Origin of the sequence: Microvirga sp. M2 (assembly GCF_047497095.1) — a bacterium.
GTDB lineage: Bacteria > Pseudomonadota > Alphaproteobacteria > Rhizobiales > Beijerinckiaceae > Microvirga.
On record NZ_CP134063.1, the window covers coordinates 1,874,278 to 1,897,817 of the forward strand.

A 23,540-nucleotide genomic window follows, 5' to 3' on the forward strand; every position below is an offset into this window, starting at 1 on the left:
CAGGGCTTGCGAGAGCGTCGTTCGAGATGCCTCGGATGCAAGTCCGGGCCTTGAACGGCAAATGCAACCGGCGGACTTTTCCGCCAACCGGAGAGAGCCCAGTGGAAAGAGCAGCAAAGCGCGAGCTCGTCTCGACTCTCAACGACGTGTTCTCCAGCACGAGCGTTGTCGTCGTCGCCCACTATGCTGGCCTCACGGTCGCCGACATGCAGAAGCTGCGCGCGCAGATGAAGCAGGCCGGCGCCACCGTGAAGGTCGCAAAAAACAGCCTCGCCAAAATCGCTCTCGAAGGCAAGGACGTCGCGTCCATCTCGGGCCTTATGAAAGGTCCGACCCTGATCGCTTATTCGAGCGATCCGGTCGCGGCTCCAAAGGTCGCTGTCGATTTCGCCAAGGCTAACGACAAGCTCGTTATCCTCGGTGGAGCGATGGGCACGACCGCCCTGAACGTGGACGGAGTGAAGGCGCTTGCCACACTGCCGTCCCTCGACGAACTGCGCGGCAAGCTGGTCGGCCTTATCCAGGCCCCGGCTACGAAGATCGCTCAGCTCAGCACTGCGCCGGCGGCAAAGCTCGCCCGCGTATTCGGGGCCTATGCCAAGACAGGCGAAGCGGCGTGAGGCCGTACCTCAACCATCAAACTGTTCGAACCGAACTTAAGGAAGTAAAAAATGGCTGATCTTGCCAAGCTCGTTGACGATCTGTCGGCACTGACCGTTCTCGAGGCTGCCGAGCTCTCGAAGATGCTCGAAGAGAAGTGGGGCGTTTCCGCTGCTGCGGCCGTTGCCGTCGCTGCTGCTCCTGGCGCGGCTGCTGCCGCTCCGGCTGAAGAGCAGACCGAGTTCACGGTCGTTCTCGCTTCGGCCGGCGACAAGAAGATCGAGGTCATCAAGGAAGTCCGTGGCATCACGGGCCTGGGCCTCAAGGAAGCTAAGGACCTCGTCGAAGGCGCGCCGAAGCCTGTCAAGGAAGGCGTTTCGAAGGACGAAGCCGAGAAGATCAAGGCGACCCTCGAGAAGGTCGGCGCCAAGGTCGAGCTTAAGTAATTTTGCGGCCTCAGGGCCGCAGGGTTACCCCCGAGCAATCGGGCACAAGAACACGCGGTCCCAGGCATTTTCGCTTGGGGCCGTTGTGTCGTCAAAGAGGCCGGGCTTCTTTGGCGGCCTTTCGAAAGGGCTCGCAACGAGTCCGGATTTGTCCAAAGCCGGCGCTTTCGCCGGGCGGCTAATCCAGGGTCCCGATCCCCGGGGTTCTTGATTAGGCGTGTATGAGGAACGAGGTCCAGATGGCCAATACACTGATCGGCCGGAAGCGCATTCGCAAGTTCTTCGGGAAAATCAAGGAAGTGGCGGAGATGCCGAACCTGATCGAGGTTCAGAAGGCATCCTACGACCAGTTCCTGATGGTCGAAGAACCAAAGGGCGGCCGGCCGGAAGAGGGCTTGCAAGCCGTCTTCAAATCGGTTTTTCCGATTTCGGACTTTTCGAACACTGCTTTGCTCGAATTCGTGAAGTACACGTTCGAGCCCCCGAAATACGATGTCGACGAGTGCCGCCAGCGCGGCATGACGTTTGCCGCGCCGCTCAAGGTGACGCTGCGCCTCATCGTGTTCGATGTGGACCCCGATACCGGCGCCCGCTCCGTGAAGGACATCAAGGAGCAGGATGTCTACATGGGCGACATGCCGCTCATGACCGACAACGGCACCTTCATCGTCAACGGCACCGAGCGCGTCATCGTCTCGCAGATGCACCGTTCGCCGGGCGTGTTCTTCGACCACGACAAGGGCAAGACGCATTCCTCCGGCAAGCTGCTCTTCGCGGCCCGCATCATTCCGTATCGCGGTTCCTGGCTCGACATCGAGTTCGACGCCAAGGACATCGTCTACGCTCGTATCGACCGCAAGCGTAAGCTTCCGGTCACGTCGCTGCTCTACGCCCTCGGCCTCGACGGCGAAGAGATCCTCAATACCTTCTTCAACCGCATCGTCTACACCAAGGCCAAGGATGGCTGGACCATTCCTTACGATGCCGAGCGCATGAAGGGATTCAAGGCGAGCGTCGATCTCATCGACGCCAAGACCGGCGAAGTGGTGCTGGAGGCCGGCAAGAAGCTGACCGCCCGTGCGGCGCGCCAGCTCGCCGAGAAGGGCCTCACGCACCTTCGCGTGACGGACGAGGATCTCGTCGGCCAGTACGTCGCCGAGGATCTCGTCAACCCGCAGACCGGCGAGATCTATGCGGAGGCCGGCGACGAGCTCGATCTGTCGGTCGATGCCAAGTCCGGTGACCGCAAGGGCAAGCTCGCCGAGCTCATCGACATGGGCTACACGGAGATCCCGGTTCTCGACATCGACCACGTCACCGTGGGGCCGTATATCCGCAACACGCTGGCCATCGACAAGGCCTCCTCCCGCGAGGACGCGCTGTTCGACATCTACCGCGTCATGCGTCCGGGCGAGCCGCCGATCCTCGAGACGGCCGAAGCCATGTTCAACTCGCTGTTCTTCGATGCCGAGCGCTATGATCTCTCGGCCGTCGGTCGCGTGAAGATGAACATGCGCCTCGACCTCGACGCGGAGGACACCGTGCGCACCCTGCGCCGCGAGGACATTCTCGCGGTCACGAAGGCGCTCGTGGATCTGCGCGACGGCAAGGGCGAGATCGACGACATCGATCACCTCGGCAACCGCCGCGTGCGCTCGGTCGGCGAGCTCATGGAGAACCAGTACCGCCTCGGCCTGCTGCGCATGGAGCGCGCGATCAAGGAGCGCATGTCGTCGGTCGATATCGACACCGTCATGCCGCAGGACCTGATCAACGCGAAGCCTGCCGCCGCCGCCGTGCGCGAGTTCTTCGGTTCGTCGCAGCTCTCGCAGTTCATGGACCAGACCAACCCGCTCTCCGAGGTCACGCACAAGCGTCGTCTCTCGGCGCTCGGCCCGGGCGGTCTGACCCGCGAGCGCGCCGGCTTCGAGGTGCGCGACGTGCACCCGACGCATTACGGCCGCATCTGCCCGATCGAAACGCCGGAAGGCCCGAACATCGGCCTGATCAACTCGCTGGCCACCTTCGCCCGCGTGAACAAGTACGGCTTCATCGAGACGCCGTTCCGACGCGTTCGCGACAGCAAGGTGACGGACGAGGTCGTGTACCTCTCCGCGATGGAAGAGGCGAAGTACAACATCGCCCAGGCGAACTCGACGCTGGATTCCAACGGCACCCTCACCGAAGAGCTGGTGATCTGCCGTCGCGCCGGTGAAAACATCGTGGCCGCGCCCGATCGCGTGGACCTGATGGAAGTGTCGCCGAAGCAGCTCGTGTCCGTCGCGGCCGCGCTCATCCCGTTCCTCGAGAACGACGACGCGAACCGCGCGCTCATGGGCTCGAACATGCAGCGCCAGGCCGTGCCTCTGGTTCAGGCGGATGCCCCGTTCGTCGGTACCGGCATGGAAGCGGTCGTGGCCCGGGACTCCGGCGCCGCCATCGCAGCCCGCCGCACCGGCATCGTCGACCAGGTGGACGCGACCCGTATCGTTATCCGTGCAACGGAGAATACGGATCCGACCCGTCCGGGCGTCGACATCTACCGGCTGCAGAAGTTCCAGCGCTCCAACCAGTCGACCTGCATCACGCAGAAGCCGCTGGTCCGCGCCGGCGACGTGGTCCGCAAGGGCGACATCATCGCCGACGGCCCGTCGACCGAGTACGGCGAGCTCGCGCTCGGCCGGAACGTGCTCGTCGCGTTCATGCCGTGGAACGGCTACAACTTCGAAGACTCGATCCTGCTGTCCGAGCGGATCGTGAAGGAAGACGTCTTCACCTCGATCCACATCGAGGAGTTCGAAGTCATGGCCCGCGACACGAAGCTCGGCCCTGAGGAGATCACGCGTGACATTCCGAACGTGTCGGAAGAGGCGCTCAAGAACCTCGACGAGGCCGGCATCGTCTATATCGGCGCCGAGGTCCATGCCGGTGACATCCTCGTCGGCAAGATCACGCCCAAGGGCGAGAGCCCGATGACGCCCGAAGAGAAGCTTCTGCGCGCCATCTTCGGCGAGAAGGCTTCCGACGTTCGCGATACCAGCCTGCGCGTCCCCCCGGGCGTGACCGGCACCATCGTGGAAGTCCGCGTCTTCAACCGTCACGGCGTCGACAAGGACGAGCGCGCCCAGGCGATCGAGCGCGAGGAGATCGAGCGCCTCGCCAAGGACCGCGACGACGAGCAGGCGATCCTGGACCGCAACACCTATGCGCGTCTGTCGGAGATCCTGAGCGGCAAGAAGGGCATGGCCGGGCCGAAGGGCTACAAGAAGGACATGCCGATCACCCGCGAGCTGCTCAGCGAGTATCCGCGGTCGCAATGGTGGCAGTTCGCGGTCGAAGACGATGCTCTGATGACCGAGATCGAGGCCATGCAGAAGCAGTACGACGAGTCGAAGAAGCGTCTCGAGCAGCGCTTCCTCGACAAGGTCGAGAAGCTTCAGCGCGGCGACGAGCTTCCGCCCGGCGTCATGAAGATGGTCAAGGTCTTCGTGGCGGTGAAGCGCAAGATCCAGCCCGGCGACAAGATGGCCGGCCGTCACGGCAACAAGGGCGTCGTGTCGCGCATCGTTCCGATCGAGGACATGCCGTTCCTCGAAGACGGCACGCATGCCGATATCGTGCTCAACCCGCTGGGCGTGCCGAGCCGCATGAACGTCGGTCAGATCCTTGAGACGCATCTCGGCTGGGCCGCTGCCGGTCTCGGCAAGCAGGTCGCCCAGGCGGTCGACGCCTACATGAGGAGCGGTCAGTCCCAGGGGCTGCGCGAGCAGCTGGTCTCGATCTACGGCAACCTGCCCGAGATCGAGGGGGCTTCCGACGAGGAGCTGGCCGAGCTCGGCAACAAGCTGCGCCGCGGCGTCCCCTTCGCCACGCCCGTCTTCGACGGCGCGAAGGAGGCGGACATCGAAGCCATGCTCCAGAAGGCCGGCCTCGACCCGTCGGGTCAGGTCACGCTGTACGACGGCAAGACCGGCGAGTCTTTCGACCGCAAGGTCACGGTGGGCTACATCTACATGCTGAAGCTCCACCACCTCGTGGACGACAAGATCCACGCCCGCTCCATCGGCCCCTACAGCCTCGTCACCCAGCAGCCGCTGGGCGGAAAGGCCCAGTTCGGCGGCCAGCGCTTCGGCGAAATGGAGGTCTGGGCGCTCGAGGCTTACGGCGCCGCGTACACCCTTCAGGAAATGCTCACGGTCAAGTCGGACGACGTGGCCGGCCGCACCAAGGTCTACGAAGCCATCGTTCGTGGCGACGACACCTTCGAGTCGGGCATTCCGGAGAGCTTCAACGTTCTCGTGAAGGAAATGCGCTCCCTCGGTCTGAACGTCGAGCTGACCAACTCCAAGAAGGCAGCCAACGAGGCGGAGCAACTGCCTCCGTCCGAGGCTGCCGAGTAGGGCGCGACAGCGCTTCCGAATATGATGTCAGGCCGCGGCTAAAACGCCGCGGCCCCATGCAATTGCCGGTGAGGGTGCTTATGTGAGCGCCCTTCAGCCCAGGAGACGGCGATGAATCAAGAGGTCATGAATCTCTTCAACCAGACGGCTCAGCCGCAGAGCTTCGATCAGATCAAGATCTCGATCGCGAGCCCTGAGAAGATTCTGTCCTGGTCCTACGGCGAAATCAAAAAGCCCGAGACCATCAATTACCGCACGTTCAAGCCCGAGCGCGACGGCTTGTTCTGTGCGCGCATCTTCGGCCCGATCAAGGACTACGAGTGCTTGTGCGGCAAGTACAAGCGCATGAAGTACAAGGGCGTGATCTGCGAGAAGTGCGGCGTGGAAGTGACGCTCGCCCGCGTCCGTCGCGACCGCATGGGCCATATCGAGCTCGCGGCTCCCGTCGCCCATATCTGGTTTCTCAAGTCCCTGCCGAGCCGCATCGGTCTGCTGCTCGACATGACCTTGAAGGATCTGGAGCGCATCCTTTATTTCGAATCGTACATCGTCGTCGATGGCGGCCTGACGCCCCTCAAGGACCGTCAGCTGCTGACCGAGGAAGAGTACATCCGCGCCCAGGACGAGTACGGCGAGGACAGCTTCACCGCCATGATCGGCGCGGAAGCCATCCGCCGCATCCTGCAGGAGCTCGATCTCGAGAAGACCGCTCAGGACATCCGCGAGGAAATCGCCGTCACCACTTCGGAGCTGAAGCCGAAGAAGCTCATGAAGCGCCTCAAGATCATCGAGGCCTTCGTCCAGTCGGGCAACAAGCCCGAATGGATGATCATGACGGTCGTCCCCGTGATCCCGCCGGACCTTCGTCCGCTGGTGCCGCTCGACGGCGGCCGCTTCGCGACCTCCGACCTGAACGATCTCTATCGCCGCGTCATCAACCGCAACAACCGCTTGAAGCGGCTCATGGAGCTGCGCGCTCCGGACATCATCGTCCGCAACGAGAAGCGCATGCTGCAGGAGGCGGTCGACGCCCTGTTCGACAACGGCCGCCGCGGCCGCGTCATCACCGGCGCGAACAAGCGTCCGCTGAAGTCGCTCGCCGACATGCTGAAGGGCAAGCAGGGCCGCTTCCGTCAGAACCTGCTCGGCAAGCGCGTCGACTATTCGGGCCGTTCGGTCATCGTGGTCGGTCCTGAGCTCAAGCTGCATCAGTGCGGCCTGCCCAAGAAGATGGCTCTCGAACTCTTCAAGCCGTTCATCTACGCCAAGCTCGACGCGCGCGGCCTGTCCGCCACCGTCAAGCAGGCAAAGAAGCTCGTCGAGAAGGAGAAGCCGGAGGTTTGGGACATCCTGGATGAGGTCATCCGCGAGCATCCGGTGCTGCTCAACCGCGCTCCGACGCTCCACCGCCTCGGCATCCAGGCCTTCGAGCCCACCCTGATCGAGGGCAAGGCGATCCAGCTGCACCCGCTCGTCTGCGCCGCGTTCAACGCGGACTTCGACGGCGACCAGATGGCCGTCCACGTGCCGCTCTCGCTCGAGGCGCAGCTCGAAGCCCGCGTGCTGATGATGTCCACCAACAACATCCTGCACCCGGCCAACGGTCAGCCGATCATCGTGCCGTCGCAGGACATCGTTCTGGGCCTCTACTATCTCTCCATCGTGTCCGACGGTCAGCCCGGCCAGGGCAAGGCCTTCGCCGACATGGGCGAGATCGAGCACGCCCTCAACGAGAAGGTCATCACGCTCCACTCCAAGATCCGCTACCGCTGGGAAGGCGTGAACGAGGACGGCAAGCCCTACACCAAGATCGTCGAGACGACGCCCGGTCGCGTCATGCTCTCGCGTCTCCTGCCGAAGCACCCGGCCCTGTCCTTCGACGTCGTGAACAAGCTCATGACCAAGAAGGAGATCTCGGGCATGATCGACGCCGTCTACCGCCATTGCGGTCAGAAGGAATCGGTCATCTTCTGCGATCGCATCATGGGCCTCGGCTTCTACAATGCGTTCCGCGCCGGCATTTCGTTCGGCAAGGACGACATGGTGATCCCGGAGAACAAGTGGGCGATCGTCGAGGAGACCCGCGCGCTCGCCAAGGACTACGAGCAGCAGTACCAGGACGGCCTCATCACCCAGGGCGAGAAGTACAACAAGGTCGTCGACGCCTGGGCGAAGTGCTCGGACCGTCTCGCGGCCGAGATGATGAACCGCATCTCGACCGTCCAGAAGGACGATCAGGGCCGCGACAAGCAGGTCAACTCGATCTACATGATGTCCCACTCGGGCGCTCGTGGTTCGCCGGCCCAGATGAAGCAGCTCGCCGCCATGCGCGGCCTCATGGCCAAGCCCTCGGGCGAGATCATCGAGACGCCGATCATCTCGAACTTCAAGGAAGGCCTGGACGTCCTCGAGTACTTCAACTCGACCCACGGAGCCCGTAAGGGCCTGGCCGACACTGCGCTCAAGACCGCGAACTCGGGTTACCTGACCCGCCGTCTCGTGGACGTGGCGCAGGACGCGGTCATCCGTGAGCCGGATTGCGGCACCGACAAGGGCATCAAGATGCGCGCCATCATCGATGCCGGCCAGGTGGTCGCGTCGCTGGCGTCCCGCATCCTGGGCCGCTCCACGGCCGAGGATCTGGTGGCTCAGGACGGCGCCGTGATCGTTCCGAAGGGCACGATGATCGAGGAGCATCACCTCGAGGCCATCGGGGCCGCCGGCATCCAGGAGGTGAAGATCCGTTCGGTGCTCGTCTGCGAGTCCAAGAACGGCGTCTGCGCCACCTGCTACGGTCGCGACCTGGCCCGCGGTACTCCGGTCAACCACGGCGAGGCTGTCGGCGTCATCGCCGCCCAGTCCATCGGCGAGCCGGGCACCCAGCTCACGATGCGTACCTTCCACATCGGCGGCGCGGCCCAGATCGCCGACTCGTCCTTCATCGAGTCGAGCTTCGAGGGCACGATCGGCTTCCGCAACAAGAACATTGCGCGCAACTCCGACGGCGATCTCGTCGTCATGGGCCGCAACGTGGCCGTTGTGATCACCGGTCCCGACGGCGCGGAGCGGGCGGTCCACCGCCTGCAGTACGGCTCCCGCCTGAAGGTCGACGAGGGCGACACGATCAAGCGCGGCCAGCGCATCGCGGAGTGGGATCCTTACTCCCGTCCGATCCTGACCGAGGTCGAGGGCACCGTCGGCTACGAGGACCTCGTGGACGGCGCGTCGATGATCGAGTCCATGGACGAGTCGACCGGCATCGCCAAGCGCGTGGTCATCGACTGGCGCGGTTCGGTCCGCACGGCCGATCTTCGTCCGGCCGTCATCATCGAGGGCAAGGGCGGCAAGATCGCCAAGCTGGCCCGTGGCGGCGACGCCCGTTACCTTCTGCCCGTGGACGCGATCCTCGCGGTCGATCCCGGCTCGAAGGTGAAGGCCGGTGACGTTCTCGTGCGCGTCTCGACCGAGAGCGCCAAGACCCGCGACATCACGGGCGGTCTGCCGCGCGTGGCGGAGCTGTTCGAGGCCCGTCGTCCGAAGGATGCCGCCATCATCGCGGAGAAGTCCGGCACGATCCAGTTCGGCCGCGACTACAAGAGCAAGCGTCGCCTGACGCTGATCCCGCACGACGGCTCGGAGTCGGTGGAGTACCTGATCCCGAAGGGCAAGCACATCCACCTCCAGGACGGCGACGTGGTCGAAATCGGCGACTTCATCGTCGACGGCAACCCGGCCCCGCACGACATCCTGGCGATCAAGGGCGTCGAGGAGCTGGCGGCCTACCTCGTGAACGAGATCCAGGAGGTCTACCGGCTCCAGGGCGTGCTGATCAACGACAAGCACATCGAGGTGATCGTTCGCCAGATGCTGCAGAAGGTCGAGATCACGGACGGAGGCGACAGCGAGTTCCTCACGGGCGAGCAGGTCGACCGTCTCGAGTTCGAGGAGGCCAACGAGCGTCTGGCGGCCGAGAGGAAGAAGCCCGCTGAAGGCGTGCCGGTTCTCCTCGGTATCACCAAGGCCTCGCTGCAGACCCGCTCCTTCATCTCGGCGGCGTCCTTCCAGGAGACCACCCGCGTCCTCACGGAGGCGGCCGTCAACGGGAAGGTCGATACCCTCGAGGGCCTCAAGGAGAACGTCATCGTCGGCAGCCTCATCCCGGCCGGCACGGGCGCTCTCACGGCCCAGATCAAGTCCGTGGCAAGCCATCGCGACGAGCTGATCCTTCAGCAGAAGCGGTCCGAGTCGGCCGCTCAGGTCGGCGAGCTCCCGCCGGCGGCCGAATAAGCGGGCTTTGCTCAGCAGAGAATCGGAAAGGCCGCCTTCGGGCGGCCTTTTCATTGGCCGGGGCCGGGAGGGGCCGAGCCCGGCCGCCGCCGAGCGAAGGGCAGGGGTACAGGAGGCTTCCACAGCCTTCCAGGGCTTGCGGAAGCCGACAGCATTCCCAAATAGGAAGCCAGGCCGCAAACGCAGCCCCGATCGCGCCCCCGGAACCGTTCCTTTCCGCTTGGTTAGTGGAAACCTGTTGACTTTCCGCGACTCGGACGCTACAGAAACCGGACTTTCCGGCTGGCCGTAGGTTTCCGCCAGTCGAAGCGCCTAGCTTCGACCGATGCCACCTAAACGCTGCCGAACTCAACCTTGACTGACACAAGTCAGATTTAGGGCAAGACCGCGGTGCCAGATCATCGTGGTCCTCTGCAATCGCACCGCGCCAAGGGCTTTTCCAAGTCAATGGCGTGGCTTCGTTTTGTGCAGCCGCAGGTTCGCACGAAGCGTCATGTGCGGCGTTGAACCGTTGAAGACACTCAAAGGCCACCGGATCGGTGGCTGGTGAAAGAGGGCACAGGATGCCAACGATCTCTCAGCTGATCCGCAAGCCGCGGACGGCGCAAAAGAGCCGGAATAAGGTCCCCGCGCTTGAGGCCTGCCCGCAGAAGCGCGGCGTGTGCACGCGCGTTTACACTACGACCCCGAAGAAGCCGAACTCGGCTCTCCGTAAGGTCGCCAAGGTTCGCCTGACCAATGGCTTCGAAGTCATCGGTTACATCCCGGGCGAGGGGCACAACCTTCAGGAGCACTCCGTGGTCATGATCCGCGGCGGTCGCGTGAAGGACCTTCCCGGTGTTCGCTACCACATCCTCCGCGGTGTTCTCGACACCCAGGGCGTGAAGAATCGTAAGCAGCGTCGTTCGAAGTACGGCGCGAAGCGGCCGAAGTAAGCCGTCAACATCATTTCAGGTCGGAGCTAGCTCATGTCCCGCCGCCATAGCGCCGAAAAGCGTGAGATCATCCCGGATCCCAAGTTCGGGGATATCGTCGTCACGAAGTTCATGAACTCCATCATGTACGACGGCAAGAAGTCGGCTGCCGAGCGCATCGTGTACGGTGCGCTCGATATCGTCGAAACCCGCGCCAAGGCCAATCCGCTCGAGGTCTTCAAGCAGGCCCTCGACAACGTCGCTCCGGCGATCGAGGTGCGTTCCCGCCGCGTCGGCGGTGCGACCTACCAGGTCCCGGTCGAAGTCCGCACCGAGCGCCGTCAGGCCCTCGCCATCCGCTGGATCATCCAGGCTGCCCGCGGTCGCAACGACAAGACCATGGTCGAGCGTCTCTCCGCAGAGCTGCTCGATGCCTCGAACAACCGCGGCAACGCCGTGAAGAAGCGCGAAGATACCCACCGTATGGCGGAAGCCAACCGTGCGTTCTCGCACTACCGCTGGTAACGGTAAGGAGCTTAAGCGATGCCCCGCACGCACGCGATTGAGGACTACCGTAACTTCGGCATCATGGCTCACATCGATGCCGGCAAGACGACGACGACCGAGCGTATCCTGTACTATACCGGCAAGTCCCACAAGGTCGGCGAGACCCACGAGGGTTCCGCCACCATGGACTGGATGGAGCAGGAGCAGGAGCGTGGCATCACGATCACGTCCGCTGCCACCACCTGCTTCTGGAACGGCAAGCGTCTGAACATCATCGACACCCCCGGCCACGTCGACTTCACCATCGAGGTGGAGCGTTCGCTGCGCGTCCTCGACGGCGCGGTCTGCGTTCTCGACGGCAACCAGGGCGTCGAGCCCCAGACCGAGACCGTTTGGCGCCAGGCCGACAAGTACGACGTTCCGCGCGTCGTGTTCGTCAACAAGATGGACAAGATCGGCGCGAACTTCTTCAAGTGCGTCGCCGACATCATCGACCGCGTCGCCGGCAAGCCCGTCTGCCTCCAGCTGCCCATCGGCGCCGAGTCGGACTTCAAGGGCGTAATCGACCTCGTCAAGATGAAGGCGATCGTATGGTCCGGTGAAGGCCCCGGCGCTCCCTTCGGTGAAGAGGAGATCCCTGCCGACCTGCTCGACCAGGCCAAGGAATACCGTGGCAAGCTCGTCGAGGCCGCCGTCGAGATGGACGACGACGCCATGGTGGCTTACCTGGACGGGCAGGAGCCGGACGACGAGACGCTCCGCCGTCTGGTCCGTACGGCCGTGCAGCGTCGCGCGTTCCACCCGGTCCTCTGCGGTTCCGCGTTCAAGAACAAGGGCGTTCAGCCGCTCCTCGACGCCGTCGTCGACTTCCTGCCGTCCCCGGTTGACCGTGGCGCGATCAAGGGCATCGACTTCAAGACCGAGGAAGAGACCGTCCGCAAGCCGCTCGACGAAGATCCGTTCTCCATGCTCGCCTTCAAGATCATGGACGACCCCTTCGTCGGAACGATCACCTTCTGCCGCGTCTATTCGGGCAAGGTCGAGGCCGGTTCCTCGATCCTGAACTCGACCCGCGACAAGAAGGAGCGCGTCGGCCGCATGCTGCTGATGCATGCGAACAACCGCGAGGACATCAAAGAGGCCTATGCGGGCGACATCGTCGCTCTCGCCGGCCTCAAGGAAGTCCGCACCGGCGACACGCTCTGCGACCCGATCAAGTCCGTGATCCTCGAGAAGATGGAGTTCCCCGAGCCCGTCATCGAGATCGCGATCGAGCCGAAGTCGAAGGCCGACCAGGAGAAGCTGGGTCTGGCTCTCGCCAAGCTCGCCGCCGAAGATCCGTCCTTCCGCGTCTCCACGGACTCGGAGTCGGGACAGACGATCCTGAAGGGCATGGGTGAACTTCACCTCGACATCAAGGTCGACATTCTGCGGCGCACCTACAAGGTCGACGCGAATGTGGGCGCTCCTCAGGTGGCCTATCGCGAGACGATCACGAAGAAGACCGAGGTGGACTACACCCACAAGAAGCAGACCGGCGGTACAGGCCAGTTCGCTCGCGTGAAGCTGGTCGTTCAGCCGAACGAGCCGGGTGCCGGGTTCTCGTTCGATTCGAAGATCGTCGGCGGTGCTGTTCCGAAGGAATACATCCCGGGCGTCGAAAAGGGCCTTCTGTCCGTCGTGGGCGCCGGCGTCATCGCGGGCTTCCCGGTGGTCGACCTCAAGGTCGAGCTCATCGACGGCGCCTTCCACGAAGTCGACTCGTCGGCTCTGGCCTTCGAAATCGCCTCTCGCGCAGCTCTCCGTGAGGCCCTCCAGAAGGGCGCTTCGGTCCTGCTCGAGCCGGTGATGAAGGTCGAGGTCGTGACCCCTGAGGACTACACGGGCTCGGTCATCGGTGACCTGAACTCCCGTCGTGGCCAGATCCAGGGTCAGGACATGCGCGGCAACGCCGTGGTGATCAACGCCATGGTGCCGCTCGCCAACATGTTCGGCTACGTGAACACCCTGCGCTCCATGAGCCAGGGCCGGGCCAACTACACCATGCAGTTCGACCACTACGAGCAAGTGCCGTCGAACGTGGCTGCCGAGGTTCAGGCGAAGTACGCCTGAACCCACTAAAGCGAATATTGGAATATCAAAGGAACGGGTGCCACGATGGCGAAGGAAAAGTTTGAGCGGAATAAGCCGCACTGCAACATCGGGACGATTGGTCACGTCGACCACGGCAAGACGTCTCTGACGGCGGCGATCACGAAGGTTCTGGCGGAGTCGGGCGGAGCGACGTTCACGGCCTACGACCAGATCGACAAGGCGCCGGAAGAGAAGGCGCGCGGCATCACGATCTCGACCGCGCACGTGGAATACGAGACCACGAACCGGCACTATGCGCACGTGGACTGCCCCGGCCACGCCGACTACGTGAAGAACATGATCACGGGTGCGGCGCAGATGGACGGCGCGATCCTGGTGGTGTCGTCGGCGGACGGCCCGATGCCGCAGACCCGCGAGCACATCCTGCTGGCGCGTCAGGTCGGCGTTCCGGCGCTGGTGGTGTTCATGAACAAGGTCGACATGGTCGACGATCCGGAGCTGCTCGACCTGGTTGAGCTGGAAGTGCGCGAGCTTCTGTCGAAGTACGACTTCCCCGGCGACGACATTCCGATCGTGAAGGGCTCGGCGCTGTGCGCGCTGGAGGACCGTCAGCCGGAGATCGGCCGCGACCGGGTTCTCGAGCTGATGGCCGAGGTTGACCGCTACATCCCGCAGCCGGAGCGTCCGGTTGACCAGCCGTTCCTGATGCCGATCGAGGACGTGTTCTCGATTTCGGGCCGCGGCACGGTGGTGACGGGTCGCGTCGAGCGCGGCATCGTGAAGGTCGGCGAGGAAGTCGAGATCGTCGGCCTGAAGGCGACGGTGAAGACGACGGTGACCGGCGTCGAGATGTTCCGCAAGCTGCTCGACCAGGGCCAGGCGGGCGACAACGTGGGCGTGCTGCTGCGCGGCACGAAGCGCGAGGACGTGGAGCGCGGCCAGGTGCTGTGCAAGCCGGGCTCGATCAAGCCGCACACGAAGTTCAAGGCCGAGGCCTACATCCTGACCAAGGAAGAGGGTGGCCGTCACACGCCGTTCTTCGGCAACTACCGTCCGCAGTTCTACTTCCGCACGACCGACGTGACGGGCGTGGTGAAGCTGCCCGAGGGCACCGAGATGGTGATGCCGGGCGACAACATCACGATGGAAGTCGAGCTGATCGCGCCGATCGCCATGGAGGAGAAGCTGCGCTTCGCCATCCGTGAAGGCGGCCGTACCGTCGGCGCCGGCGTCGTCGCCGCCGTGATGGACTAACAAGAGAGGATCAAAGGACAGCGGCCGAGTTTCGGCTCGGCCGCTTCCCTTGTTGAATGGATAAGCCATGAACGGTCAAAACATTCGTATTCGCCTTAAGGCGTTCGACCACCGGATCCTCGACGCTTCGACACGCGAAATCGTGTCGACCGCGAAGCGGACCGGCGCCCAGGTTCGCGGGCCCATCCCGCTGCCGACGCGCATCGAGCGCTTTACGGTGCTTCGCTCGCCGCACATCGACAAGAAGTCGCGCGAGCAGTTCGAGATGCGCACTCATAAGCGTGTGCTCGATATCGTGGACCCCACCCCGCAGACGGTTGACGCTCTGATGAAGCTCGATCTCGCTGCTGGTGTGGACGTGGAAATCAAGCTCTGAGCCGTTAGGCTTGGAGCTTTCGGTAGACACGCCGAGAGGATACGCACATGCGCTCAGGCGTCATTGCACAGAAAGTCGGGATGACCCGCATCTTCACGGATGCCGGCGAACATGTCCCGGTCACGGTTCTGAAGGTCGACAACTGTCAGGTCGTCGCCCACCGGACCATGGAAAAGAACGGCTACACCGCGCTGCAGGTCGGCGTCGGCAAGGCCAAGGTAAAGAACGTTTCGAAGGCCGAGCGCGGGCGTTTCGCCGTCGCTCAGGTCGAGCCGAAGCGCAAGCTCGCGGAGTTCCGCGTCTCCGAGGATGCCGTCATCCCGGTGGGCGCCGAGATCACCGCCGATCACTTCGTTGCCGGTCAGTTCGTGGACGTCACGGGCATCACGACGGGTAAGGGCTTCGCCGGTGGTATGAAGCGCTGGAACTTCGGCGGTCTGCGCGCCTCGCACGGCGTGTCGATCTCCCACCGCTCGATCGGTTCGACCGGTGGCCGCCAGGATCCGGGCAAGACGTTCAAGAACAAGAAGATGCCGGGTCACCTGGGCGTCGAGCGCGTCACCACGCAGAACCTGCGTGTGGTGTCGACCGATGTCGAGCGCGGTCTGATCCTCGTCGAGGGCGCCGTTCCCGGCGTTGCCGGCGGCTGGATCTTCGTCCGCGACGCGGTGAAGCGCAAGCTGCCGAAGGAAGTGCCGATGCCCGGCGCGTTCCGCTCGGCCAACGATGCTGCACCGGCCCCCCAGGCTGAGCAGGCCCAAGAGGAGAATGCGTGATGAAGCTTGATGTCACCACGCTTGAGGGCAACACGTCGGGTTCCGTCGAGCTGAACGAGGCCATTTTCGGTCTCGAGCCGCGCGCCGACCTTCTTGCCCGTTGCGTCCGCTGGCAGCTCGCGAAGCGCCAGGCCGGCACGCACGCCGTCAAGAACCGTTCGGACATCGACCGGACGACGAAGAAGGTCTACAAGCAGAAGGGCACCGGCAGCGCCCGTCACGGCGCCGCGAGCGCTCCCCAGTTCCGGGGCGGCGGTCGTGCCTTCGGCCCGCAGGTCCGCAGCCATGCTCACGACCTGCCCAAGAAGGTTCGCGCTCTCGCCCTGAGGCATGCGCTCTCGTCCAAGGCCAAGGACGCCTCGCTGGTCGTTCTCGACGACGCGACGCTCTCCGAGCCCAAGACGAAGGCTCTCGTCGAGCGCTTCGGCAAGCTCGGCCTCGGCAATGCTCTCATCATTGGGGGCGCTGAGATCGAGGTGAACTTCCAGCGGGCTGCTCGCAACATCCCGAACATCGACGTCCTGCCGGTGCAGGGCATCAACGTCTATGACATTCTGCGTCGCGAGAAGCTCGTTCTCACGAAGGCAGCTGTCGATGCGCTGGAGGCGCGCTTCAAATGAGCCTGGACCCGCGCCATTACGATGTGATCGTAAGCCCGGTCATCACCGAGAAGGCGACTGCTCTGTCCGAACAGAACAAGGTCGTGTTCAAGGTGCGCCCGGAAGCAACGAAGCCGCAGATCAAGGAAGCGGTTGAGAAGCTGTTCGATGTCAAGGTGAAGAGCGTCAACACGCTCGTCACCAAGGGCAAAGTGAAGATGTTCCGCGGCACCCGCGGCCAGCGGTCGGACGTGAAGAAGGCGGTTGTGACCCTCGAAGAGGGCCAGACCATCGATGTCACGACGGGCCTCTGATCGGTTGAGAGAGTGATCCGATGGCTTTGAAAACCTTCAAACCAATCACCCCCGGCCTGCGCCAGCTGGTGATCGTCGACCGCGGCGAGCTCTACAAGGGCAAGCCGGTCAAGACGCTGACGGAGGGCAAGAGCTCCTCCGGCGGCCGTAACAACACGGGTCGCGTGACCGTCCGCTTCCGTGGCGGTGGTCACAAGCGCACCCTGCGCCTGGTCGACTTCAAGCGTCGCGGCCATATGGGCGAAGTGGCGACCGTGGATCGGATCGAGTACGATCCGAACCGCACCGCCTTCATCGCGCTCATCCGCTACGCCGATGGCGAGCTGTCCTACATCCTGGCTCCGCAGCGTCTGGCTGTCGGCGATCAGGTTTCGGCCGGCGAGCAGGTCGACATTAAGCCGGGCAACGCGATGCCGATCGGCAACATGCCGGTGGGAACGATCATCCACAACGTCGAGCTGAAGATCGGCAAGGGCGGCGCTCTCGCCCGCTCCGCCGGCACCTACGCTCAGATCGTGGGTCGTGACCAGGGCTACGTGACGGTCCGCCTGAACTCCGGCGAGCAGCGCATGGTCCATGGACAGTGCTTCGCCAGCGTCGGCGCAGTGTCCAACCCCGACCACATGAACACCTCGGTCGGCAAGGCCGGTCGCAACCGCTGGCTTGGCAAGCGTCCGCACAACCGCGGCGTCTCCATGAACCCGATCGACCACCCGCACGGTGGTGGTGAAGGCCGTACCTCCGGTGGTCGTCATCCTGTGACGCCTTGGGGCGTTCCCACCAAGGGCAAGAAAACCCGTTCGAACAAGCGGACCGACAAGTTCATCGTGTCGAGCCGTCACGCTCGGAAGAAGTAAGGATAGAGGCACGTCATGGCACGTTCGCTTTGGAAGGGTCCGTTCGTCGACGGCTACCTCCTCAAGAAGGCCGAGGCTGCCCGTTCTTCGGGCCGCAACGAGGTTATCAAGATCTGGAGCCGTCGCTCCACGATCCTCCCGCAATTCGTGGGCCTCACGTTCGGGGTCTACAATGGTCAGAAGCACATTCCCGTTCTCGTGAGCGAGGAAATGGTGGGTCACAAGTTCGGCGAGTTCTCGCCGACCCGCACTTTCCACGGCCACGCGGCGGACAAGAAGGCGAAGAGGAAGTAAGATGGGTAAGGCCGCGACTCCTCGCGCATTGAGCGACAACGAGGCTCAAGCCGTCGCTCGCATGCTGCGCGTCAGCCCCCAGAAGCTCAATCTTGTTGCGGCCCTTATCCGCGGCAAGAAGGTTTCTGCGGCTCTCGCCGACCTCGAGTTCTCCCGCAAGCGCATCGCTCGCGACGTGAAGAAGTGCCTCGAGAGCGCCATTGCCAACGCCGAGAACAACCACAACCTCGATGTGGACGATCTCGTCGTCAGCCAGGCCTTTGTCGGCAAGGCGCTCGTCATGAAGCGCTTCCACGCCCGGGCCCGCGGCCGGGGCGCTCGTATCGAAAAGCCGTTCTCGAACCTCACGATCGTGGTTCGGGAAGTTGCCGAACAGGCATAAAGGAGAACCAGATGGGTCAGAAAGTTAACCCGATCGGTCTTCGGCTCGGCATCAACCGGACCTGGGACTCGCGCTGGTTCGCCGGCAAAGGCGAGTACGCCAAGCTGATGCACGAGGACATGGCGATCCGCGAAGCGCTGATGAAGCAGCTGAAGCAGGCCGCCGTCTCGAAGATCGTCATCGAGCGTCCGCACAAGAAGTGCCGTGTCACCATTCACTCGGGCCGTCCGGGCGTGGTGATCGGCAAGAAGGGTGCCGACATCGAGAAGCTCCGCAAGATCGTCTCGAAGATGACCGACGCGGATGTGGCGATCAACATCGTCGAAGTGCGCAAGCCGGAAGTCGATGCCACCCTGGTGGCCGATTCGATCGCTCAGCAGCTCGAGCGTCGCGTCGCCTTCCGCCGCGCCATGAAGCGCGCCGTTCAGTCGGCCATGCGTCTTGGCGCCGAGGGCATCCGTATCAACTGCTCGGGCCGTCTGGGTGGCGCTGAAATCGCCCGCCTGGAGTGGTACCGCGAGGGCCGCGTTCCGCTGCACACGCTGCGTGCGGATGTCGATTACGGCGTGTCCACGGCGTTTACGACCTATGGCACCTGCGGCATCAAGGTCTGGATCTTCAAGGGCGAAATCCTTGAGCACGATCCGATGGCTCAGGACAAGCGGATGAACGAGGAAGGAGGCCGCTCTGGTGGCCGCCGCGAGCAGGCGGCGTAACGGAGAGGTCAGGAGAGGTTTGCCATGTTGCAACCGAAGAAAACCAAGTTCCGTAAGCAGTTCAAGGGCCGCATTTCCGGCGCTGCGAAGGGCGGTACGGACCTCAACTTCGGCCAGTTCGGCCTGAAGGCGATGGAACCCGAGCGGATCAACGCTCGTCAGATCGAGGCGGCTCGCCGCGCCATCACCCGCGCCATGAAGCGCGCGGGTCGGGTGTGGATCCGCATTTTCCCGGACGTGCCGGTGTCGACGAAGCCGACCGAAGTGCGTATGGGTAAGGGCAAGGGCGCCCCGGAATATTGGGCCGCCAAGGTCAAGCCCGGCCGTATCATGTTCGAGATCGACGGTGTGCCGGAGGATATCGCCCGTGAGGCGCTCCGTCTCGGCGCAGCCAAGCTCCCGATCAAGACGCGCTTCATCCAGCGCATTGCCGAGTAAGGAGAGGGAATCATGAAGTCGAAGGAAAGATTCTCGAACCTCAAGGCAATGTCCGCTGACCAGCTGTCGGACGAGATGCTGAACCTCAAGAAGGAACAGTTCAACCTGCGGTTCCAGCGCGCCACCGGCCAGCTCGAGAACACGGGACGCGTCCGTGAAGTCCGCCGGGACATCGCCCGCGTCAAGACGCTGCAGCGCCAGAAGGCCGCTGCGGCTAAGGCTTAAGAGGAAATCAAGATGCCGAAGCGCGTTTTGCAGGGCGTCGTTGTCAGCGACAAGCAGGACAAGACGGTCGTCGTGAAAGTGGAACGTCGTTTCACGCACCCGGTTCTGAAAAAGACCGTGCGTAAGACGAAGAACTACCACGCTCACGATGAAAACAACCAAGCTAAGGTGGGCGACATGGTCTTCATCGAAGAGACCAGGCCGTTCTCCAAACTCAAGACCTGGGTGCTCGTCGACCAAGCGAAGGCCTAACGGTCTTCTTTTTGGGGTTGTCTAGCAGGGGCGGTTCGTGTATACGGCCGCCTCTCTCGACATTTGAAGGGCAGGGGACAGGAGATCCCCGTCAGGCGTAGTCCGGGGGGCAATCGTGCCTTGACCCGGAAACCTGTCTGAAACAAAGGAAAGGATCAAAGCCATGATCCAGATGCAGACGAATCTTGACGTCGCCGATAATTCCGGCGCCCGTCGCGTGATGTGCATCAAGGTTCTCGGCGGTTCGAAGCGTAAGTACGCTTCCGTGGGCGATATCATCGTCGTATCCGTGAAAGAGGCTATTCCGCGCGGTCGCGTGAAGAAGGGCGACGTCATGAAGGCGGTCGTCGTGCGCACCGCCAAGGACATCCGTCGCGCCGACGGCTCGGTCATTCGTTTCGACCGCAATGCCGCCGTTCTGATCAACAATCAGAAAGAGCCGGTCGGCACCCGTATCTTCGGGCCCGTGCCGCGCGAACTGCGTGCCAAGAATCACATGAAGATTATTTCGCTTGCGCCGGAGGTGCTCTAATGGCCGCGAAGATCAAGAAGGGCGACAAGGTCGTCGTCCTGACCGGTCGCGACAAGGGCAAGACCGGTGAAGTCGTGCAGGTGCTCCCGAAGGAAGATCGCGCGGTCGTCCGTGGCGTGAACTTGGTGAAGCGCCACCAGCGCCAGACGGCGACCCAGGAGAGCGGCATCATCTCGAAAGAGGCCCCGATCCAGCTGTCGAACCTGGCCTATGCGGACCCGAAGGACGGCAAGCCGACCCGGGTTGGTTTCAAAGTTCTCGAAGACGGCCGCAAGGTTCGCTTCGCGAAGCGTTCGGGAGACCTGATCGATGGCTAAGGCTCAGGTGGACGGTTACACGCCGCGGCTGAAGAAGCACTACGAGGAAGTGGTGCGTCCGAAGCTCATTGAAGAGTTCGGCTACAAGAACCCCATGGAAATTCCGCAGATCGACAAGATCGTGCTGAACATGGGCGTCGGTGAGTCGACCGCCGATTCGAAGAAGGCCACGGTGGCCGCTGCGGATCTCGCGCTCATCGCCGGTCAGAAGCCGGTGATCACGAAGGCCCGCAAGGCGATCTCGCAGTTCAAGGTCCGCGAGGGCATGCCGATCGGCGCCAAGGTTACGCTCCGCAAGGTGCGCATGTACGAGTTCCTCGATCGGCTCGTCACCATCGCGCTGCCCCGCGTCCGCGACTTCCGGGGCCTGAACCCCAAGTCGTTCGACGGCCGCGGCAACTACGCGATGGGTATCAAGGAGCACCTGGTGTTCCCTGAGATCAACTACGACAAGGTTGAGCAGGTTTGGGGTATGGACGTCATCATCACGACGACGGCCAAGACCGACGACGAAGCCCGCGCTCTGCTGCGTCACTTCAACTTCCCGTTCCGGCAGTGAGGATAGCTGTCCTCAGACGCGGACACTGGAGATAAAAGAATGGCTAAGAAAAGCGCTATTGAGAAGAACAAGCATCGTCGCCAGCTGGTGAAGAAGTTCGCCGGCCGCCGCGAGCGCCTCCTGGCGGTCGCAAACGACGAGTCGAAGTCCATGGAGGAGCGCTTCGAGGCGCGCCTCAAGCTGGCTGAGTTGCCCCGCAATGCGAGCGCGACCCGCATCCGCAACCGTTGCGAGATCACGGGCCGTCCGCGCGCCTACTACCGGAAGCTCGGCATGTCGCGCATCGCTCTGCGCGAGCTCGGCAACAAGGGCCTGATCCCGGGCCTCGTGAAGTCCAGCTGGTAAGAGGGAGAGCACTATATGATCAACGATCCGTTGGGCGATATGCTCACCCGTATCCGCAACGCGCAGATGCGTCGTCGCGGTGTGGTCACGACCCCTGGCTCGAAGCTCCGCGCTCGCGTTCTCGAGGTCCTCAAGAGCGAGGGTTACATTCGCGACTATTCGCAGACCGAGTTCGGCAACGGCCGCACGGAGTTTTCGATCGAGCTGAAGTACTATGACGGTCAGCCGGTGATCCGCTCCATCGAGCGCGTCTCCAAGCCGGGCCGCCGCGTGTATGCTTCCGTCGACACCATGCCCCGCGTGGCTGACGGCCTTGGCATCACCATTCTCTCGACGCCCCAGGGCGTGATGGCCGATCACGAGGCCCGTGAGAAGAACGTGGGCGGCGAAGTGCTCTGCAAGGTCTTCTAAGGCCGAAGCAACAGCACAGAACCACGGAGATTCCAGAATGTCACGAGTAGGCAAGAAGCCGGTTCCGGTTCCGTCGGGAGTGACGGCGACCGTTGACGGCCAGATGGTGAAGATGAAGGGCTCGAAGGGCGAACTCTCGTTCCTCGTTCCCGAAGAGGTATCGGTTGTGTTCGAGGACGGCGCCGTTTCGGTTGCTCCTCGCGATCAGTCGAAGGCGGCTCGCTCGAAGTGGGGCCTCTCCCGCGCTCAGGTTGCGAACCTGGTGCAGGGCGTGTCCAACGGCTTCGAGAAGCGTCTCGAGATCAACGGCGTCGGCTACAAGGCCGCTGTCGCTGGCAAGATGCTGAAGCTGTCGCTCGGCTACAGCCACGATATCGACTACGAGATCCCGGCCGGCATCACGATCACGACGCCGAAGCCGACGGAAGTCGTCGTCACCGGTATCGACAAGCAGAAGGTCGGCCAGACCGCCGCCGAGATCCGCGAGTATCGCGGTCCGGAGCCCTACAAGGGCAAGGGCGTCAAGTATGCCGGCGAATTCATCTTCCGCAAGGAAGGCAAGAAGAAGTAAGGACGACGTATCATGGCTGAGAAGAAAGGCGCTGAAGATCGCCGCAAGGCTCGTGTACGCCGTGCGATCAGGAAGGCAGCGAACGGCCGCCCGCGTTTGTCGGTGTTCCGTTCGTCCAAGCAGATCTATGCCCAGGTTATCGATGACGAGCGCGGCGTGACCGTGGCTTCGGCATCGACGATCGAGAAGGATCTCCGCGGCAAGCTCAAGACCGGCGCCACCGTCGATGCGGCGAAGGAAGTGGGCAAGCTCGTCGCCGAGCGCGCGGCCAAGGCTGGCGTGAAGCAGGTGATCTTCGATCGCTCCGGCTACCTCTATCACGGTCGCGTCAAGGCTCTCGCCGACGCGGCCCGTGAAGGCGGCCTCGAGTTCTGATCATTCGACATTTCACGAGCGGGGCGGGGAGTGGTTTACCTCCCGTCCCGATCGTGCTTTACGGCGGGTATCGTATAACAAACCCCAGCGAGCGGGCCCGTCGCCCGCGCAAGTGAGAGGTCTCATGGCAAGAGAGCCCAGAGAACGTGCTGATCGCGACGAGCGCGACAGCGAATTCGTGGACCGCCTGGTCCATATCAACCGCGTCGCCAAAGTCGTGAAGGGCGGCCGTCGTTTCGGCTTCGCCGCTCTCGTCGTCGTCGGCGACCAGAAGGGCCGCGTCGGCTTCGGCCACGGCAAGGCCCGTGAGGTTCCGGAAGCGATCCGCAAGGCCACCGACGCTGCGAAGCGCTCGATGATCCGCGTCTCGCTGCGCGAGGGCCGCACCCTGCACCACGACGTGAACGGCCGCCATGGCGCCGGCAAGGTCGTGCTGCGTTCCGCTCCCCAGGGTACCGGCATCATCGCCGGCGGTCCGATGCGCGCCGTCTTCGAGGCGGTCGGCATGCAGGACGTCGTGTCGAAGTCGCTCGGTTCGTCGAACCCCTACAACCTGGTGCGCGCGACCTTCGATGCGCTCAAGAACGAGGACAGCCCGCGCGCCGTGGCTGCCCGCCGTGGTCTGAAGGTTTCGACGCTCCAGGCCCGCCGTCGTGACGTCGATGCCGGCTCCGATGCCGGCGCTGACGCGTAAGGAGG

27 protein-coding genes are annotated in these 23,540 nt (G+C 63.4%); all 27 read left to right on the forward strand.

Annotation, left to right across the window (positions count from 1 at the left end; all coding sequences use genetic code 11):
• The first annotated feature begins 101 nt into the window (after window positions 1–101).
• The 27 genes from rplJ to rpsE all read left to right on the forward strand — a co-directional run bounded on the left by rplJ (window position 102) and on the right by rpsE (window position 23,535).
• Complete coding sequence (gene rplJ / locus RE429_RS08840; RefSeq protein WP_370438058.1) at window positions 102–620, forward strand: 50S ribosomal protein L10; 519 nt, start codon at window positions 102–104, stop codon at window positions 618–620.
• A gap of 51 nt (window positions 621–671) precedes the next feature.
• The gene (gene rplL / locus RE429_RS08845) at window positions 672–1,046 is read left to right on the forward strand and encodes a 50S ribosomal protein L7/L12 (RefSeq protein WP_414473926.1); all 375 of its coding nucleotides are present in this window, start codon (window positions 672–674) and stop codon (window positions 1,044–1,046) included.
• Between the two features lie 239 nt (window positions 1,047–1,285).
• The gene (rpoB, locus tag RE429_RS08850) at window positions 1,286–5,446 is read left to right on the forward strand and encodes a DNA-directed RNA polymerase subunit beta (protein ID WP_414473927.1); all 4,161 of its coding nucleotides are present in this window, start codon (window positions 1,286–1,288) and stop codon (window positions 5,444–5,446) included.
• A 111-nt stretch (window positions 5,447–5,557) separates the two neighbouring features.
• Window positions 5,558–9,733: a DNA-directed RNA polymerase subunit beta' gene (gene rpoC / locus RE429_RS08855; RefSeq protein WP_414473928.1), complete on the forward strand. Its 4,176-nt coding sequence runs from the start codon at window positions 5,558–5,560 to the stop codon at window positions 9,731–9,733.
• Between the two features lie 563 nt (window positions 9,734–10,296).
• Window positions 10,297–10,668 carry a 30S ribosomal protein S12 gene (gene rpsL, locus RE429_RS08860; RefSeq protein WP_009764294.1) on the forward strand — a complete coding sequence of 124 codons (372 nt, stop codon included), beginning with the start codon at window positions 10,297–10,299 and terminating at the stop codon, window positions 10,666–10,668.
• A gap of 33 nt (window positions 10,669–10,701) precedes the next feature.
• Window positions 10,702–11,172, forward strand: coding sequence for a 30S ribosomal protein S7 (rpsG, locus tag RE429_RS08865; protein ID WP_370438054.1), 471 nt, complete (start codon window positions 10,702–10,704; stop codon window positions 11,170–11,172).
• 18 nt (window positions 11,173–11,190) lie between these two features.
• The gene (fusA, locus tag RE429_RS08870) at window positions 11,191–13,266 is read left to right on the forward strand and encodes an elongation factor G (RefSeq protein ID WP_414473929.1); all 2,076 of its coding nucleotides are present in this window, start codon (window positions 11,191–11,193) and stop codon (window positions 13,264–13,266) included.
• Window positions 13,267–13,311: 45 nt separating this feature from the next.
• A complete protein-coding gene (gene tuf / locus RE429_RS08875) occupies window positions 13,312–14,502 on the forward strand; it encodes an elongation factor Tu (protein WP_370438052.1) in 1,191 nt (396 codons plus the stop codon).
• Window positions 14,503–14,569: 67 nt separating this feature from the next.
• A complete protein-coding gene (gene rpsJ, locus RE429_RS08880) occupies window positions 14,570–14,878 on the forward strand; it encodes a 30S ribosomal protein S10 (protein WP_009764298.1) in 309 nt (102 codons plus the stop codon).
• A 47-nt stretch (window positions 14,879–14,925) separates the two neighbouring features.
• Complete coding sequence (gene rplC / locus RE429_RS08885; RefSeq protein ID WP_414473930.1) at window positions 14,926–15,654, forward strand: 50S ribosomal protein L3; 729 nt, start codon at window positions 14,926–14,928, stop codon at window positions 15,652–15,654.
• Window positions 15,654–16,274 (forward strand): 50S ribosomal protein L4, encoded by a 621-nt coding sequence (gene rplD, locus RE429_RS08890; protein WP_414473931.1) that lies wholly within the window; start codon window positions 15,654–15,656, stop codon window positions 16,272–16,274. The genes rplC and rplD overlap by 1 nt, the downstream gene beginning before the upstream one ends.
• Window positions 16,271–16,567, forward strand: coding sequence for a 50S ribosomal protein L23 (locus RE429_RS08895; RefSeq protein ID WP_370438049.1), 297 nt, complete (start codon window positions 16,271–16,273; stop codon window positions 16,565–16,567). The genes rplD and RE429_RS08895 overlap by 4 nt, the downstream gene beginning before the upstream one ends.
• A 20-nt stretch (window positions 16,568–16,587) precedes the next feature.
• The gene (gene rplB, locus RE429_RS08900) at window positions 16,588–17,424 is read left to right on the forward strand and encodes a 50S ribosomal protein L2 (RefSeq protein ID WP_414473932.1); all 837 of its coding nucleotides are present in this window, start codon (window positions 16,588–16,590) and stop codon (window positions 17,422–17,424) included.
• 15 nt (window positions 17,425–17,439) lie between these two features.
• Window positions 17,440–17,718 (forward strand): 30S ribosomal protein S19, encoded by a 279-nt coding sequence (rpsS, locus tag RE429_RS08905; RefSeq protein WP_047186987.1) that lies wholly within the window; start codon window positions 17,440–17,442, stop codon window positions 17,716–17,718.
• Between the two features lies 1 nt (window position 17,719).
• Window positions 17,720–18,100, forward strand: a complete 381-nt coding sequence (rplV, locus tag RE429_RS08910; RefSeq protein ID WP_161724274.1) for a 50S ribosomal protein L22 — start codon at window positions 17,720–17,722, stop codon at window positions 18,098–18,100.
• 11 nt (window positions 18,101–18,111) lie between these two features.
• Window positions 18,112–18,816 carry a 30S ribosomal protein S3 gene (rpsC, locus tag RE429_RS08915; RefSeq protein WP_134499499.1) on the forward strand — a complete coding sequence of 235 codons (705 nt, stop codon included), beginning with the start codon at window positions 18,112–18,114 and terminating at the stop codon, window positions 18,814–18,816.
• A 24-nt stretch (window positions 18,817–18,840) separates the two neighbouring features.
• On the forward strand, window positions 18,841–19,254 hold the full coding sequence (gene rplP / locus RE429_RS08920; RefSeq protein WP_414473933.1) for a 50S ribosomal protein L16: 414 nt from the start codon (window positions 18,841–18,843) through the stop codon (window positions 19,252–19,254).
• 12 nt (window positions 19,255–19,266) lie between these two features.
• Window positions 19,267–19,479 (forward strand): 50S ribosomal protein L29, encoded by a 213-nt coding sequence (gene rpmC, locus RE429_RS08925; protein ID WP_370438046.1) that lies wholly within the window; start codon window positions 19,267–19,269, stop codon window positions 19,477–19,479.
• A 12-nt stretch (window positions 19,480–19,491) separates the two neighbouring features.
• Window positions 19,492–19,731, forward strand: coding sequence for a 30S ribosomal protein S17 (gene rpsQ / locus RE429_RS08930; protein WP_414473934.1), 240 nt, complete (start codon window positions 19,492–19,494; stop codon window positions 19,729–19,731).
• A gap of 163 nt (window positions 19,732–19,894) precedes the next feature.
• Window positions 19,895–20,263 (forward strand): 50S ribosomal protein L14, encoded by a 369-nt coding sequence (gene rplN, locus RE429_RS08935; RefSeq protein ID WP_009764309.1) that lies wholly within the window; start codon window positions 19,895–19,897, stop codon window positions 20,261–20,263.
• Window positions 20,263–20,580 carry a 50S ribosomal protein L24 gene (rplX, locus tag RE429_RS08940; protein WP_414473935.1) on the forward strand — a complete coding sequence of 106 codons (318 nt, stop codon included), beginning with the start codon at window positions 20,263–20,265 and terminating at the stop codon, window positions 20,578–20,580. Before rplN ends, rplX begins: the two co-directional genes overlap by 1 nt.
• On the forward strand, window positions 20,573–21,139 hold the full coding sequence (gene rplE / locus RE429_RS08945) for a 50S ribosomal protein L5 (protein WP_414473936.1): 567 nt from the start codon (window positions 20,573–20,575) through the stop codon (window positions 21,137–21,139). The genes rplX and rplE overlap by 8 nt, the downstream gene beginning before the upstream one ends.
• Window positions 21,140–21,178: 39 nt before the next feature.
• Complete coding sequence (gene rpsN, locus RE429_RS08950) at window positions 21,179–21,484, forward strand: 30S ribosomal protein S14 (protein WP_414473937.1); 306 nt, start codon at window positions 21,179–21,181, stop codon at window positions 21,482–21,484.
• A 15-nt stretch (window positions 21,485–21,499) separates the two neighbouring features.
• Entirely contained in the window at window positions 21,500–21,895 is a 396-nt protein-coding gene (rpsH, locus tag RE429_RS08955; protein WP_134499503.1) for a 30S ribosomal protein S8, read from the forward strand.
• A 37-nt stretch (window positions 21,896–21,932) separates the two neighbouring features.
• The gene (gene rplF / locus RE429_RS08960; RefSeq protein WP_414473938.1) at window positions 21,933–22,466 is read left to right on the forward strand and encodes a 50S ribosomal protein L6; all 534 of its coding nucleotides are present in this window, start codon (window positions 21,933–21,935) and stop codon (window positions 22,464–22,466) included.
• Between the two features lie 12 nt (window positions 22,467–22,478).
• Window positions 22,479–22,841 (forward strand): 50S ribosomal protein L18, encoded by a 363-nt coding sequence (gene rplR / locus RE429_RS08965; RefSeq protein ID WP_370438042.1) that lies wholly within the window; start codon window positions 22,479–22,481, stop codon window positions 22,839–22,841.
• Window positions 22,842–22,965: 124 nt separating this feature from the next.
• Window positions 22,966–23,535 carry a 30S ribosomal protein S5 gene (gene rpsE, locus RE429_RS08970; protein ID WP_414473939.1) on the forward strand — a complete coding sequence of 190 codons (570 nt, stop codon included), beginning with the start codon at window positions 22,966–22,968 and terminating at the stop codon, window positions 23,533–23,535.
• Window positions 23,536–23,540: the final 5 nt, after the last annotated feature.

What these genes read in the sequence shown, in the direction of transcription:
- rplL (WP_414473926.1), top strand. Translation starts at nt 672, where the DNA reads ATGGCTGATCTTGCCAAGCTCGTTGACGATCTGTCGGCACTGACCGTT.
- rpoB (WP_414473927.1), top strand. Translation starts at nt 1,286, where the DNA reads ATGGCCAATACACTGATCGGCCGGAAGCGCATTCGCAAGTTCTTCGGG.
- rpoC (WP_414473928.1), top strand. Translation starts at nt 5,558, where the DNA reads ATGAATCAAGAGGTCATGAATCTCTTCAACCAGACGGCTCAGCCGCAG.
- rpsL (WP_009764294.1), top strand. Translation starts at nt 10,297, where the DNA reads ATGCCAACGATCTCTCAGCTGATCCGCAAGCCGCGGACGGCGCAAAAG.
- rpsG (WP_370438054.1), top strand. Translation starts at nt 10,702, where the DNA reads ATGTCCCGCCGCCATAGCGCCGAAAAGCGTGAGATCATCCCGGATCCC.
- fusA (WP_414473929.1), top strand. Translation starts at nt 11,191, where the DNA reads ATGCCCCGCACGCACGCGATTGAGGACTACCGTAACTTCGGCATCATG.
- tuf (WP_370438052.1), top strand. Translation starts at nt 13,312, where the DNA reads ATGGCGAAGGAAAAGTTTGAGCGGAATAAGCCGCACTGCAACATCGGG.
- rpsJ (WP_009764298.1), top strand. Translation starts at nt 14,570, where the DNA reads ATGAACGGTCAAAACATTCGTATTCGCCTTAAGGCGTTCGACCACCGG.
- rplC (WP_414473930.1), top strand. Translation starts at nt 14,926, where the DNA reads ATGCGCTCAGGCGTCATTGCACAGAAAGTCGGGATGACCCGCATCTTC.
- rplD (WP_414473931.1), top strand. Translation starts at nt 15,654, where the DNA reads ATGAAGCTTGATGTCACCACGCTTGAGGGCAACACGTCGGGTTCCGTC.
- RE429_RS08895 (WP_370438049.1), top strand. Translation starts at nt 16,271, where the DNA reads ATGAGCCTGGACCCGCGCCATTACGATGTGATCGTAAGCCCGGTCATC.
- rplB (WP_414473932.1), top strand. Translation starts at nt 16,588, where the DNA reads ATGGCTTTGAAAACCTTCAAACCAATCACCCCCGGCCTGCGCCAGCTG.
- rpsS (WP_047186987.1), top strand. Translation starts at nt 17,440, where the DNA reads ATGGCACGTTCGCTTTGGAAGGGTCCGTTCGTCGACGGCTACCTCCTC.
- rplV (WP_161724274.1), top strand. Translation starts at nt 17,720, where the DNA reads ATGGGTAAGGCCGCGACTCCTCGCGCATTGAGCGACAACGAGGCTCAA.
- rpsC (WP_134499499.1), top strand. Translation starts at nt 18,112, where the DNA reads ATGGGTCAGAAAGTTAACCCGATCGGTCTTCGGCTCGGCATCAACCGG.
- rplP (WP_414473933.1), top strand. Translation starts at nt 18,841, where the DNA reads ATGTTGCAACCGAAGAAAACCAAGTTCCGTAAGCAGTTCAAGGGCCGC.
- rpmC (WP_370438046.1), top strand. Translation starts at nt 19,267, where the DNA reads ATGAAGTCGAAGGAAAGATTCTCGAACCTCAAGGCAATGTCCGCTGAC.
- rpsQ (WP_414473934.1), top strand. Translation starts at nt 19,492, where the DNA reads ATGCCGAAGCGCGTTTTGCAGGGCGTCGTTGTCAGCGACAAGCAGGAC.
- rplN (WP_009764309.1), top strand. Translation starts at nt 19,895, where the DNA reads ATGATCCAGATGCAGACGAATCTTGACGTCGCCGATAATTCCGGCGCC.
- rplX (WP_414473935.1), top strand. Translation starts at nt 20,263, where the DNA reads ATGGCCGCGAAGATCAAGAAGGGCGACAAGGTCGTCGTCCTGACCGGT.
- rplE (WP_414473936.1), top strand. Translation starts at nt 20,573, where the DNA reads ATGGCTAAGGCTCAGGTGGACGGTTACACGCCGCGGCTGAAGAAGCAC.
- rpsN (WP_414473937.1), top strand. Translation starts at nt 21,179, where the DNA reads ATGGCTAAGAAAAGCGCTATTGAGAAGAACAAGCATCGTCGCCAGCTG.
- rpsH (WP_134499503.1), top strand. Translation starts at nt 21,500, where the DNA reads ATGATCAACGATCCGTTGGGCGATATGCTCACCCGTATCCGCAACGCG.
- rplF (WP_414473938.1), top strand. Translation starts at nt 21,933, where the DNA reads ATGTCACGAGTAGGCAAGAAGCCGGTTCCGGTTCCGTCGGGAGTGACG.
- rplR (WP_370438042.1), top strand. Translation starts at nt 22,479, where the DNA reads ATGGCTGAGAAGAAAGGCGCTGAAGATCGCCGCAAGGCTCGTGTACGC.
- rpsE (WP_414473939.1), top strand. Translation starts at nt 22,966, where the DNA reads ATGGCAAGAGAGCCCAGAGAACGTGCTGATCGCGACGAGCGCGACAGC.